The following is a 14238-nucleotide window of genomic DNA, read 5'->3' as shown; positions in this document are numbered from 1 at the left end:
GATGACAGAGACCTCGCACACCACGACGGAGACGGCCGGGACGGTCCGGGCGTGGCTGGTGGAACGCGTGGCGTTCTACCTCGAACGGCCGGCCGCCGAGATCGACGTCAGCGCGCCGCTGGTCGACCTCGGGCTGGACTCGGTCTACGCGCTCACCCTCTGCGGCGACGTCGAGGACCGCTTCGGCGTCGTGGTGGAGGCCACCATGGCGTGGGACCACCCGACGGTGAACGCCATGACGGCCCACCTGATCGGCCTCGTCGCGGGCGACCGCTGACGCGACCGGCACTCGCCTCCAGGGGAAGGACAGCCGTGCGGGACAAACCCTACAAAGGCATTCTGGCGACCATCGGCAGGACTCCTCTCGTGGAGCTCAGCAGCCTGGTGCCGGGCGCCGCCTTCAACGTCTTCGCCAAGGTGGAGCGATTCAATCCCGGCGGGAGCATCAAGGACCGCAGCGCGCTGAGCATGCTCAACGACGCGCTGCGCGACGGGCGGGTGGTCCCGGGCCGCTCCGTCGTGGTCGAGTCGAGCTCCGGCAACCTCGCCGTCGGGCTGGCCCAGATCTGCCGGAACCTCGGCCTGCGCTTCATCTGCGTGGTGGATGGCAAGACCACCGGGGTCAACCTGGCCATCCTGCACGCTTTCGGTGCGGAGGTGGAGGTCATCACCGAACGCGACGAGCTCACCGGCGAATACCTGCCCGTGCGGCTGCGCCGGGTACGGGAACTGGTCGAGGAGATACCCGACGCCTTCTGGCCCAACCAGTACGCGAACCCGCTCAACCCGCGGGCCCACGAGACCACCATGAGCGAAATCGCCGAGGCGCTGGACGGGCGGGTCGACTACCTGTTCGCCTCGGTCAGCACGTTCGGCACCCTGCGGGGCTGCGCCGACCTCATCCGCCGCGAGGGGCTGAACACCCACGTGATCGCGGTGGACGCGCTGGGCAGTGCCATCTTCGGCCTGGAGTCGACGCGGCGGCTGATCCCGGGCCACGGCGCCTCGGTGGTGCCGCCGCTGCTGGACTCGTCCGCGGCCGGCGAGGTCATCCACGTGTCCGACCTCGACTGCGTGGTCGCCTGCCGGCAGCTTATCGACCGGGAGGCCGTGCTCGCCGGCGGTTCCTCGGGCGCCACGGTGGCCGCCCTGCTCAAGTACGCCGACCGCATCCCCGCCGGCGCCAACTGCGTGCTGATCTTCCCGGACGGCGGCGACCGCTACCTCGACACGATCTACTCCGACTCCTGGGTGCACGAGAACTTCGGGGAAGTCGCCCACCTCTGGAAGGGCTGAGATCCGATGTTGATGAGCGCCGGACAGGAGGCGCTGTGGCTCGCCCACCAGCTCGATCCGCACAGCTCCGCCTTCAACGTGGTGCTGGCCGTACGGGTGCGCTCGCCGCTCGCCCGGGCGCGCCTGGAACGGGCCGTGACCGCGCTTGCCGAGCGGCACGAGCTGCTGCGCTCCACCTTCACCATGACCGCGGCCGGCCGGCACGTGCGCGCGCTGCGTGCGGCGGACAGTGTCCAGCTCGACGTGCGGCCCGTGCCCGGCGCGAGCGACGCCGAACTCTTCGACCTGGCCAGGCGCGCCGGTGAGGAGCCGTTCGCGCTGGAAACCTCCGGAGCCTTCCGGGTGGTCCTGTTGACGCGGGCGCCCGGCGACGCGGTGCTCGTCACCGCCGCCCACCACCTCGTCACCGACGCGACGTCGCAGTGGCTGCTCATGCGCGACCTGCTGCGCCTGTACGAGGACCCCGGCGCGTCCCTGCCCGCAGTCCTGCCGTGGGACGACCGGGTACGGGCCGAACAGCAACTCACCGCCTCCGCCCGCGGCGAGCGCGCCCGGGAGCACTGGCGTACGGTCTGCGCCTCCCTCGCCGGAGCCGAGCTGCTGAGCGACCACCCCCGCCCGGCACAGCGCACCCTCAACGGCGCCACCCACACCCTCGAGCTGCCGGCCACGCTGGGCGCCCGCGTCCAGTCGTCCGCGGCGGCGCACGGCATCACCCCGTTCGCGTGGCTGCTCGGCACGTTCCAGGCGGCGCTGTACCGCTTCGGGTGCGGGACCGACTTCCTCGTCGGCTGCCCGGCCACCACCCGGTCGGTGCCCGGAAGCCGGGACGCGGTCGGGTACTACGTCAACATCCTGCCGATCGCCGCCCGCTTCGAGGCGACCCCGACGTTCGGTGACGTCATCTCCGCGGCCGCGCGCCAGATGCTGGCCGGCATGACCCACAACGGGCTGCCGACCGAGCTGTGCGACGCCCTGCCGCCGCTGCCGGTGACCTTCACGCTGGTGGCGGCGGACCGGCTGCCCGTGCCGGGGCTGTTCGACGGGCCGGTCCGGCACGCCGGGCTCGACCTCGAGCTGGTCGACGTCCCGCAGCAGGAGGGCCAGCTCGACCTCACTGTGGAGATGCTGCAGAGCGGCTCCCGGTTCACCGCCCTGCTGCGGTACAACCGCGACCTCTTCCTGCCGGAAACGGTCGAGCGACTGGCCGGGATCTACCGGCTGATGGTCGAGGCGTCGGTCGAGGACCCGGGTCAGCCGGTGACCCGCCCCGCTGTCGTCGCCGAGAACGATCTGGCGTTCCTGCTGAGCCTCGGATCCGGTGCCGCGTAAGGCTTCCGCTTCGTATAGGGCCGGTATAGCCGCCCCCCGCAGGATGGGCTCATCGAGATGGTCTTCGACAGAGGAGCCCCATGCTGATCCTTCGGCGCGCGGACGTGGAGACGGTGCTGGCCGGCCGGGAGAAGGAGATCGTCGACCTCGTCGCCGACACCTACCGGCTGCACGACGCCGGGCAGTCCGCCGTACCGCACTCCATCTTCCTGCGCTTTCCCGAGGAGACGCACAGCCGGGACCGGATCATCGGGCTTCCCGCGTACGCCGGAGGCCCGGCGCCCGCTGCCGGCATGAAGTGGATCGCCTCGTTCCCCGGCAACGTCGCTCGGGGGCGGGAGCGGGCGAGCGCCTCCATCGTGCTCAACTCCCTCGATGACGGGCGCCCGGCGGCGCTGGTCGAGGGCGCGGTCGTCTCGGCGCGGCGCACCGCCGCGAGCGCGGCCCTGGCCGCCCGGGAGCTCACCACCGAGGCACCGCCGTCCGCCGTGGGCCTGATCGGCTGCGGCGTCATCAACCACGAGATCCTGCGCTTCCTCACCGTCACCCTGCCCGGGCTGACCGAGGCGGTCTGCTTCGACACCAACCCGCAGCGGGCCGCCGCCTTCGTCGACCGGTGCGCCGCGGAGTTCCCCGCGCTGCGGGTGACCACCGCCGCGACCGCGGTCGAGCTCGTCGGCCGGCACCGGCTCGTGTCGCTGGCCACCACCGCCGCCGAGCCGCACATGGACCTGACGGCCTCGCCGCCGGACACCACCGTGCTGCACGTGTCGCTGCGCGACCTCACCGTCCCGACGATCCTCGCGGCGACCAACGTCGTCGACGACGCCGACCACGTCTGCCGCGAGCGCACGTCGCTGCACCTGGCCGAGCAGAGCACCGGCGGCCGTGACTTCGTGACCGCGTCGCTGGGCGCGCTGCTGCGCGGTACCGCCACGGTGACCCGCGACCCGTACCGCCCCGTCGTCTTCTCACCCTTCGGCCTCGGCGTGCTCGACATCGCGCTGGCCGAGTTCGTGCGCCGCACGGCCGCGGCCGCCTCGCTCGGCGTCCGCGTCGACGACTTCCTGCCCTGACCACCGATGCGTCATCCCTAGCCGCACAAGGAGCGAACCATGACCGCCGACGCGACCGACGACCGCACCTACCTCGTCGTGCTCAACCACGAAGAGCAGTACTCCATCTGGCGCAGCGACCGTGAGGTGCCGGCCGGGTGGCGCGCCGAGGGCTTCGATGGCCCGAAGGAGAAGTGCCTGGAGCACATCGCCGAGGTGTGGACCGACATGCGCCCGCTGAGCTTGCGTAAGCGCCTGGACAGCGCCGCGTAATCCCGATCGCCCGCCACCTGGACAGGAGTGCCCGTGACCACCGAACTTCCGCCGGTCGCCGCCGGCAGCAGCGGCGCCGCAGCCCTGCTCGTCGCGCGCCTCGCTGAGCAGGCTCGCCGCACACCGGACGCGATCGCCGTCGTGGACGCGGAACGCTCCGTCACCTACCGGGAGCTACACGCCGCGGCCGGGCGGACCGCCCGGCTGCTGCGCGAGCGGGGGGCCGGCCCCGAATCGCTGGTCGGCGTGTGCCTCGAGCGGGGCGTCGGCCTCGTCGTGGCGCTGCTCGCCACGTGGCGGGCCGGGGCGGCCTTCGTCCCGCTGGACCCCGGCAACCCGCCGGCCAGGCTCACCGCCCTGCTCACCGACGTGGGCGCCGAGCTGGCCTTCGTGACCCCGGAGCTGGAGTCCGCGGCGCGCTCCGCCGGCGCCGAGGTCCTGCAGCCCGGTGCGCCCGGCGACGGCGACGAGCCGGAGTTCACGGCGGTAGCCGCAGCCGGGGGCGACCTCGCGTACGCGATCTTCACCTCGGGCTCGACCGGGCGCCCGAAGGCGGTGGCGGTGACCCACGGGGGCATCGCCAACCGGGTCGACTGGGCCGTGTCCGCGCACGGCCTCGGGCCGGGGGACCGCGTCCTGCACAAGACCTCCATCGGGTTCGACGCGGCAGTCTGGGAGATCGCCGCGCCGCTCGTCGCCGGAGCCACCGTCGTCGCCGCGCCCGTCGGCGCGGAGCGAGACCCGGCCGCGATGCTGGCGGCCGTCGCGCGCCACGACGTGACCGTCCTCCAGGTCGTCCCCTCGGTGCTGCGGCTGCTCGCGGAGGAGCCCGCCGAGCTGTGGAGCCGGTGCGCCGCGCTGCGCCTGCTGTTCTCCGCGGGCGAACCGCTGCACGCCGAACTGGTGTCCCGCGTCCGGAAACGCCTCGGCCACGACCTGACGGTGTGGAACACGTACGGCCCGACCGAGTGCGCCATCGACGTGACCGCCCAGCTCGCCGACCCCGCGCTGACCACCGGACCGGTGCCCATCGGCCGCCCGCTGTCGGGCCTGCGCGTGATGGTGCTCGACCCGGCCGGCGACCCGGTGCCCGTCGGCGTGCCCGGCGAGCTGTACGCGGGCGGCGCCGGCGTTGCCCGCGGCTACCTCGGGCGTCCCGCGCTGACGGCGGAGCGGTTCGTGCCGGACCCGTACGGAGCGCCCGGAGCCCGGCTCTACCGCACCGGCGACGCCGTGCGCTGGCGCAGCGACCACACGCTGGAGTACCTGGGCCGGCTGGACCAGCAGATCAAGGTCAACGGGGTACGGATCGAGCCCGGCGAGATCGAGGCAGTGCTCGCCGCCCATCGGGCCGTACGGGGCGTGGCCGTGATCGCCGCCGAGGCGCCCGACGGGGGCAAGCGGCTCGCCGCGTACCTGACCACCCGCGAGCCGGTCGCCTCGGACGAGCTGCGGACGTACCTGCACGACCGGCTGCCCGAGAGCCACATCCCCTCGTCGTTCCGGGTCGTGGCCGAGTTCCCGCTGACCACCAGCGGCAAGATCGATCGTGCCGCGCTGCCCGCCCTCGACGAGCTCGCCGCCGCGCAGCCGGGCTTCGTGGCCCCGCGCACCGAAACCGAGCAGCTGGTCGCCGACGTCTGGGCGGAGCTGCTCGGGGCCGAGAAGGTGGGCGTCCACGACGACTTCTTCTCCCTCGGCGGCACGTCGCTGCAGCTGACCCGGCTCGCCGTACGCCTGCGCAACGCGACGGGGGAGCAAATCGCGCTGCGCGGCCTGTTCGCCGCGACCACGGTCGAGGCCCAGGCCCGCCTCATCGCCGGCAGCACGGAGCCCGCCGCCACGCCGGAGACGGCGATCGAGGCGGCCTTCCGCGACGGCGGCGCACCCATCGTGCCGATCCCTCGCAGCGGCCCGCTGCCGCTGTCCTCGGGGCAGCGGCGGCTGTGGTTCCTCGACCGCATGCACCCCGGCAGCCCCGAATGGGTCGCCCCGCTCTTCCTGCGGCTTCCCGCCGGGGTGCCCGCCGAGGTGGTGCGAGGCGCGCTGCAGACGGTCGCGGCGCGGCACGAGGCGCTGCGCACCCGCTACACCGACGACGGCGGCGAGCCGCGCCAGATCATCATGGCGCCCGGCGAGGCGCCGGTGGAGGTGCGCGTCGTCGACACGGTCCCGGAGCAGCTCGGCGACCGCTTCGCCGAGCAGTTCCAGCTCGGCTTCGACCTCGCCGAGGGCGTGCTGTGGCGGGCCCTGCTCGCCCGGCTCGGCGCCGAGGGCCAGGTCCTGCTGCTGACCATGCACCACATCGCCTCCGACGGCTGGTCGACGGTGGTGCTCGAACGTGAGATCCGCGAGCTGGTCGCCGCCGTTCAGGAGGGCCGGGAGCCGGTGCTGGCCCCGCTCCCGGTGCAGTACGCGGACTACGGCGCCTGGCAGGCCGCGCGGTTGACCCCCGCGTACGTCGAGCAGGAGCTGGCGTACTGGCGTACCGCCCTGGACGGCCTGCCCACGGTGGAGCTGCCGGCGGACCATCCGCGCCCCGCGGAGCGCGACCCGCACGGGGCCGTCGTCCCGCTGCGCATCGACCCGGAGCTGGCCGAGCGCCTCGCCGCGCTGGGCCGCTCGCACGACGCCACGCTGTTCATGACGCTGCTCACCGCGTACGCCGCGATGGTGGCGCGGTTCAGCGGGCAGTGGGACGTGGCGGTGGGCACGCCGGTCGCCGGCCGCCCCCGCGAGGAGGTCGACTCGACGGTCGGGTTCTTCCTGAACTCCCTCGTCGTGCGCTGCGGCCTGGACGGCGACCTGCCGTTCACCGCCGCGCTCGACCGGGTCCGCGACGTCGTCCGCGAGGCGATGCTGCACCAGGAGATCCCCTTCGAGGTGCTGGTCGACCACCTGCAGCCCGAGCGCGACCTGTCCCGTACGCCGCTCTACCAGGTCGCCTTCGACCTGCACAGCGAGGGAGTCACCAGCGTCGCCACGAACGACGACGACATGGCCTCGTTCGTCGCCGCGTGGCAGGTCGCCAAGACCGACCTCTCGCTGTTCATGCGCCGCACCGCCGACGGTGCCCTGGACGGGGTGCTGGAGTACGCGACGGCTCTCTTCGACCGTCCCACGGTGGCCCGTATGGCGGAGCACTTCGTGACCCTGCTGCGCGAGGTCGCCGGGGCGCCCACGGTTGCCCTCGGCGCCGTCGAGCTGCTCTCCGAGCAGGAGCGCACGCTGCTGCTCGACACCTGGAACGCCTCGTACCACCCCGCGCAGGAACTGTCCGTGCTGGCCGAGTTCGAGGCGCAGGCCGCCCGGACCCCCGGCGCGGTCGCGGTCGAGGGCGATGTCCGGCTGACCTACGCGGACCTCGACCGGTGGGCCAACCGGCTCGCGCACCGGCTGCGCGAGCAGGGCGCCGGCCGACGGTCCGCAGACGCGGACCAGGCCCGGGTAGGTGTCCTCGTCGACCGCGGCGCGGGCCTGGTGGCCAGCCTGCTCGCGGTGTGGAAGGCCGGGGCGGCGTACGTCCCGCTCGACCCGTCGTACCCGGCGGAGCGCATCGCGTCCATGCTGGACAGCGCGGGCGCCCACACGGTGGTGACGCAGGAAAGCCACGCGGGCCTGTTCTCGGTGCCGCACCTCGTGCTGCTCGACCAGGCGGAGGCGTACCCGGGAACCGCCCCGGCGCGCGACACCGCCCTCGACGACCTCGCCTACGTCATCTTCACCTCGGGTTCCACCGGGCGCCCGAAGGGCGTCGAGGTGACCCACCGCGGCCTGGTCAACCACGTCGCCTGGGCGGCGCGGGAGCTGGCGTCGCGCGGCGACGGCGGCGCGCCGCTGTTCTCCTCGGTCGCCTTCGACCTCGTGGTGCCCAACCTGTGGGCCCCGCTGATCTGCGGTCAGCGGGTCTTCCTGGTCGCGCAGGATGCCGACCTGGCCGACCTGGGCCGCACGCTGGCCGGCGCTGGCGCATTCAGCTTCGTGAAGCTCACGCCGGGACACCTGGACGTGCTCGCGCTGCAACTCACCCCGGCGCAGGCGCGTGAGCTCGCGCCGGTGCTGGTCGTGGCGGGGGAGGCGTTCACCCGGGCGACGCTGCTGCGGTGGCGGCGCCCGGCGCCCGACGTGCTGCTCATCAACGAGTACGGCCCCACCGAAGCGACCGTCGGCACCTGCATCTACCCCGTCCCGGCCACCATCGACGCCGAGGTGCTGCCGATCGGCCACCCGCTGCCCAACATGGTCATGTACGTGCTGAACGCGGACGGCCGGCTGGTCCCGCCCGGCGTCGTCGGGGAGCTGTACGCCGGCGGCACCGGTGTGGCGCGCGGCTACGCGGGCCGCCCCGACCTCACCGCCGAACGCTTCGTCCCGGACCCGTTCGGCCCGCCCGGCTCGCGGCTGTACCGCACGGGCGACCTGGCGCGCCGCGGCCCGGACGGCGAGGTCGTCATCCTTGGCCGCGCCGACGACCAGGTGAAGATCCGCGGCTACCGCGTCGAGCCCGGCGAGGCCCAGGCCGTGCTGCTGACCCACCCCGACGTGCGCGAGGCCGTGGTGCTGGCCGTGACCTCCGCGGCGGGTGAGACCGAGCTGGCCGCGTACTACGTGCCCGAGCCCGGCCGCGGACCGGTCACCGGAATGGCCGGGCACTGCGCCCGGACGCTGCCCGACTATCTGGTGCCGGCCACGTTCACCGCCCTGGACGCCATTCCGCTGACCGCCAACGGCAAGGTCGACCGCCGCGCCCTGCCCCGGCCGGACGGCAGCGACCGTGACGGCGGGTACGTGCCGCTGTCCGGGCCGGTGCAGCAGCGCATCGGCGCCGCGTGCGCCGAGCTGCTGGGCCTCGAGCGGATCGGCGCGCAGGACAACTTCTTCCACATCGGTGGCAACTCGATCCTCGCGATCCGGCTGATCTCCCGGATCCAGGAGGAGTTCGAGATCGGGTTCGCCGTCCGCACTGTGTTCGAGGGCCCGACGGTCGCCCAGCTGGCGGCCGTCGTCGAGGAGCGCATCCGGGCGGAGATCGCCGCGCTTTCCGACAGCGAGATCGCGAGCGAGGAACTGACGGCTAAGGAGCGCGACAGATGAGCACCGGTTCTGACCACCCCACCGCGGCCGGCACGTCCGAGGCGCGGGAGGAGCTGCTGCGCCGGCGGCTCGCCGGCGGGCCCACCACCCGCCGGCGCCAGGCCATCGAGCGCGCCGACCGCTCCGGGCCGCTGCCGCTGTCGTACGGACAGCAGCAGATGTGGTTCCTCAACAGGCTCGAGCCCGACAGCTCGGAGTACCTGGTCCCGCTGGTCGTGCGCCTGCGGGGTCGGCTGGACACCGCCGCCCTGGGCGAGGCGTGGCGCCTGCTGCTGGGCCGGCACGAGATCCTGCGCACCCGCTACCGGATGGACGGCGGCGAGGTCACCCAGGTCGTCGACGGCACCGGTGCGGCGGAGCTGCGGCTCAGCGTGCTCTCCGGGTCGGGCAGCCAGGCGGAGCGGGAGGCCGCCGCGCTCGCGTTCGTCGAGGAGGACCTGCGCCGCCCGTTCGACCTCGCCGAGGACCAGCCGGTGCGTGCCCGCCTCATCCGGCTCGCCGAGGACGAGCACCTGCTCGCCATCGTCTTTCACCACATCGCCTTCGACGCGTGGTCGATCGAGATCGTCGGGCGCGAGCTGAGCGAGGACTATGCCGCAGCGCTCGCCGGTGCCGGGTCCCCGCGCCCGCCGCTCGACGTGCAGTACGCCGACTTCGCGGCTTGGCAGCGCGAGCAGCTCTCGGCCGGGGCGCTCGATCGGCACCTCGCGTACTGGCGCGGGCAGCTCGTCGACCTGCCCCACCTCGACCTGCCCACCGACCGTCCCCGCCCGGCCCGCCGCGACGGCGCCGGTGCCGTGGTGCCGCTGGCGCTGCCCGCCGAGCTGATGACGGGTGTGCGGGACCTCGCCGCGCGCCACGACGCGACGCCGTTCATGGTGCTGCTGGCCGCGTACCAGGCGGTGCTTGCCCGGTGGAGCGGCCGCGCGGACGTCCCCGTCGGCACCGTCGTGTCCGGGCGGGTGCGCCCCGAGGTCCAGGACCTCATCGGGTACGGCATCAACAGCCTTGTGCTGCGCGGCCGCTGGGACGGCGACCCGTCGTTCGCCACGCTGCTCGGCGCCGTGCGCGACACCGTGCTGGAGGCGTTCGACCACCAGGGCGTGCCGTTCGCCCGCCTGGTCGACGAGCTGCAGCCCGAGCGGGACCTGTCGCGGACCCCGCTGTTCCAGGTGGCCCTCACCATGCACGGCGACCGCGCCACCGCGTTCGAGTTGCCCGGCGTGGAGGCGGCCCCGTACGAGGGCACCGGCGGCGGCGCGAAGTTCGACCTCGACCTGCAGCTCCACGAGGCGGCCGACGGCTCGCTGGGCGGCCGCCTGGAATATGCGACGGCCCTCTTCGACAAGTCCACTATGGAACGCCTCATCGACCACGTGATCCGGCTACTCGGTGCCGCGGTCACCGATCCCGGCACCCGTCTGTCCGATCTGGACCTGGTGGCGCCGCAGGAGCTGGCCCTGCTCGCCGCGGCGCCCTCCGCCGCGGAGACCACCCCGGTGACTGCCACCGCGGTCGAGATCTTCGAGCGGCAGGCCCGCAGCACCCCGGACGCGTCGGCCGTCACGTACACCGGTGAGTCGCTGACCTACCGCGAGCTGAACGAGCGCGCCAACCGCATCGCCCACCACCTGGTCGCCGCTGGTGTCCGGCCCGGCGCACTGGTCGCGGTGAGCCTAGAGCGTGGCACCGACCTCGTGCCCGCGCTGCTCGGTGTGCTCAAGGCCGGCGCCGGCTATCTGCCGCTCGACCCCGCCCAGCCTGCCGACCGGCTGTCCTTCATCCTCGCCGACGCCGACGTCACCATGGTCGTCACCGAGCAGCGGCACGCGGGCAAGCTCGGCGGGGTGCACGACGGCGAGACCCTCGTCCTGGACGCGGACACCGCCTCCCTGCTGGACCGGCCGTGCGACGACCCGGCGCCGCGAGCCGTGCCGGACGACCTCGCGTACGTCATCTACACCTCCGGCTCGACCGGCAAGCCCAAGGGCGTGGGCGTCACCCACGCCAACGTGCTGCGCCTGTTCACCGTCACCGCCGGACAATTCCGCTTCTCCGCCGGTGACGTCTGGACGCTGTTCCACTCGTACGCCTTCGACTTCTCGGTGTGGGAGCTGTGGGGCGCCCTGCTGCACGGCGGCCGCCTCGTCGTCGTGCCGCAGGACGTCACCCGCTCACCGGAGGACTTCCTCGACCTGCTGGTCGCCGAGCGCGTCACGATCCTCAACCAGACGCCGTCGTCGTTCCGCTCGCTCGTGGCGCTCGCCGCCGACCCGCGGCTGGACGCGTTGAGCCTGCGCGCGGTCGTCTTCGGCGGGGAGCGCCTCGAACCGGCCGAGCTGCGGCCGTGGGCGGAACGGCTGGGGCTCGACGCGCCGCAGCTCATCAACATGTACGGCATCACCGAGACCACTGTGCACGTCACGTACCACCGGCTCACCGCGGCCGACCTCGACCCGCACGCCGGCAGCCCGGTCGGGTCCCCGCTGGGCGACCTGCGGGTGCACCTGCTCGACGAGGCCGGCAACCTCGTCCCCACCGGCGTCGTTGGCGAGATCTGCGTCGGTGGCCTGGGCGTGGCCCGCGGGTATCTGGGCCGCCCGGCGCTGACCGCCGAGCGGTTCGTGCCCGACCCGTACGGCCCGGTCGGTGCCCGGCTGTACCGCAGCGGCGACCTCGCGCGCCGCCGTGCCGACGGCAGCCTGGAGTTCCTGGGCCGCGCGGACGACCAGGTGAAGATCCGTGGCTTCCGGATCGAACTGGGGGAGATCGCTGCCGCGCTGGTGGAGCTGCCCGAGGTGCACGACGCGGTCGTCGTGGTCCGCGGCACGGGCGCCGACCAGCGGCTGGTCGCGTACGTCGTGCCCGCCACCGGCGACGAACTGGACCGCGCCGCGCTGCGGGCCGCGCTGTCCCGGACCCTGTCGGAGTACATGGTCCCGTCGGCGTTCGTGCCGGTCGTCACGATCCCGCTGACCGGCAACGGCAAGCTCGACAAGGCCGCGCTGCCCGAGCCGGACGCGGACACCGTGCTCGGCGGCCGTGAGCAGGTCAGCCCGCGTACGGTCACCGAGGAGCGGCTGGCCCAGGTCTGGACCCGCGTGCTCGGTCTCGACCAGGTCGGCGTCACCGAGCCCTTCTTCGAGCTGGGCGGCGACTCGATCCGGGCGGTGGCGCTGGTCGGCGAGCTGCGCGCGGCCGGTTTCGACATCGCCGTGCGTGACGTGTTCGAGTACCGCACGATCGAGGGCCTGGCGGAGCTGCTCACCGGCCGGCCCGCGCTGGACCAGCTCGACCTCGTCGTGGCCCCGTTCGAGCTCATCGGGGAGGCGGACCGGGCAAAGCTGCCGGTGGACGCGGTGGACGCGTACCCGATGGCCCAGACGCAGGTCGGCATGGTCGTCGAGATGCTCAACGACACGGCGCTGCACGTCTACCACAACGTGACGTCGTTCCGGGTCCGCGACGACGAGCCGTTCGACGTGGACGCCCTGCGGCGCGCGGCGCACCTGATCGTGCAGCGGCACGAGATCCTGCGGACCTCGCTGGACCTTACCGGCTACTCGGTGCCCATGCAGGTCGTGCACGCGAGCGCGGAGATGCCGGTCGCCGTTCGTGACCTGCGCGGCCTCGACGCCGACGAGCTCGACCGTTCGCTGCGGGAGTTCACCGCCGAGGAGCGGGGCAGGCTCTTCGACCTCGCCGTGCCCCCGCTGTTCCGGATCTGCGCCCACGAGTACGACGGCGCGTGGTGGCTGACCGCGACCGAGTGCCACCCGATCCTGGAGGGCTGGAGCTGCCACTCGCTGATCATGGAGATCATCGAGGTCTACCGCGCGCTACGGACCGGCTCGGAGCTCGCGCAGCCGCCCGTGCCCGCCGTCCGTTACGCGGACTTCATCGCCGCGGAAGGACGATCGCTCGCGTCGGAGGAGGAGCGCGGCTACTGGCAGTCGATCGTGGACGGGTACGCCCGGTTCACCCTGCCGCAGGCGTGGGCGGGGGATCCGTCGCAGCCGCGGGAGAAGTACCGCGTCGCCGTACCGTGGCACGACCTGGAGGACAGCCTGCGCAAGCTGGCCGTCACCGCCCGCGCCTCGCTCAAGAGCGTGCTGCTCTCCGCCCACCTCAAGGTGATGAGCGTGCTCACCGAGGAGGAGTCCTTCGTCACCGGCCTGGTGTGCAACGGCCGGCCGGAGGCCTCGGGCGCCGACGAGGTGTACGGCATGTACCTCAACACCGTCCCGTTCGCCTTCGACCGCGGCGCACGTACGTGGGAGGAGCTCGTCCGCCGGGTCTTCGCCCGCGAGGTGGAGCTGTGGCCGCACCGGCGCTTCCCGATGTCGGAGATCCAGCGCGCGGCTGGTGTCGACCGGCTGCTCACCGTCCGGTTCAGCTACCACGACTTCCACCAGGTCGACCGGGAGCTGGTCGACTATCTGGCGAGCATCGATGACAGCCCCACGGAGTTCCCGTTCGCCGTCTCGGCCCGAGTCGGGCACATCACCCTGACCACCGACACCCACGCCCTGTCGCGCGAGTCGGCGGAGTCCCTGGTGGGCCTGTACCGGCGGGTGCTCGAGTCGATGGCGGCGGGTGCCGGTGGTGATGCGCTGGCGTCGTACCTGTCGGTGGAGGAGCGCGAGCGGGTTCTGGTGCGATGGAACGAGTCGGCTGTGGAGGTGGAGCCGCTGACCGTTCTGCAGCTGTTCGAGGCCCAGGTCGCCGGGAAGCCGGACGCGACCGCGCTGCGCTTCGACTGCGGCACGATGTCCTACGCGGAGCTCGACGCCCGGGCCACGCAACTGGCTCACGCCCTGCGCGGCTGCGGGGTACGGGCCGAGTCGCGTGTGGCCGTGCTGCTGGACCGCGGGCCCGAGCTGATGACCGCGCTGCTGGCGGTGTGGAAGGCCGGCGGCGCGTACGTGCCGGTCGACCCGTCCTACCCGGCTGAGCGCATCGCCGCGATGGTCGGCACCGCCGGCGTGCGCGTGGCGGTGACCCAGAGCGCCTACGCGGACCGGTTCGCCGTGCGGACCGTGGTTGTGGACGACCCGGACGACCGGGCGGCCATCGACGCCCGGCCCGTTTCGCCGGTGTCGCGGGTGGATGTGGTGGGTGGTTTGGCGTATGTGATTTTCACGTCGGGGTCGACGGGTCGGCCTAAGGGTGTGGAGGTTTCGCATGC

7 protein-coding genes are annotated in these 14238 nt (G+C 73.2%); all 7 read left to right on the top strand.

Features of this window, described 5'->3' with window-relative positions; genetic code table 11:
- The first annotated feature begins 1 nt into the window (after window position 1).
- Entirely contained in the window at window positions 2-277 is a 276-nt protein-coding gene (locus AB0C20_RS07120; RefSeq protein WP_357567569.1) for an acyl carrier protein, read from the top strand.
- A gap of 59 nt (window positions 278-336) precedes the next feature.
- Window positions 337-1296 (top strand): 2,3-diaminopropionate biosynthesis protein SbnA, encoded by a 960-nt coding sequence (gene sbnA / locus AB0C20_RS07115; protein WP_357189355.1) that lies wholly within the window; start codon window positions 337-339, stop codon window positions 1294-1296.
- A gap of 12 nt (window positions 1297-1308) precedes the next feature.
- A complete protein-coding gene (locus tag AB0C20_RS07110) occupies window positions 1309-2628 on the top strand; it encodes a condensation domain-containing protein (protein WP_357567568.1) in 1320 nt (439 codons plus the stop codon).
- A gap of 80 nt (window positions 2629-2708) precedes the next feature.
- Window positions 2709-3704, top strand: a complete 996-nt coding sequence (gene sbnB, locus AB0C20_RS07105) for a 2,3-diaminopropionate biosynthesis protein SbnB (protein ID WP_357189195.1) — start codon at window positions 2709-2711, stop codon at window positions 3702-3704.
- Between the two features lie 39 nt (window positions 3705-3743).
- On the top strand, window positions 3744-3956 hold the full coding sequence (locus tag AB0C20_RS07100; protein ID WP_357189193.1) for an MbtH family NRPS accessory protein: 213 nt from the start codon (window positions 3744-3746) through the stop codon (window positions 3954-3956).
- Between the two features lie 33 nt (window positions 3957-3989).
- On the top strand, window positions 3990-9050 hold the full coding sequence (locus AB0C20_RS07095) for an amino acid adenylation domain-containing protein (RefSeq protein ID WP_357567567.1): 5061 nt from the start codon (window positions 3990-3992) through the stop codon (window positions 9048-9050).
- The coding region (locus AB0C20_RS07090) for an amino acid adenylation domain-containing protein (protein WP_357567566.1) at window positions 9047-14238 on the top strand (5192 nt) is incomplete at its 3' end. The genes AB0C20_RS07095 and AB0C20_RS07090, both read left to right, overlap by 4 nt.

The organism is Micromonospora sp. NPDC048843, from assembly GCF_040649965.1.
GTDB lineage: Bacteria > Actinomycetota > Actinomycetes > Mycobacteriales > Micromonosporaceae > Micromonospora > Micromonospora hortensis.
Note: the sequence above shows the minus strand (reverse complement) of the source record. Positions and strands in the feature narration are given on the sequence as shown.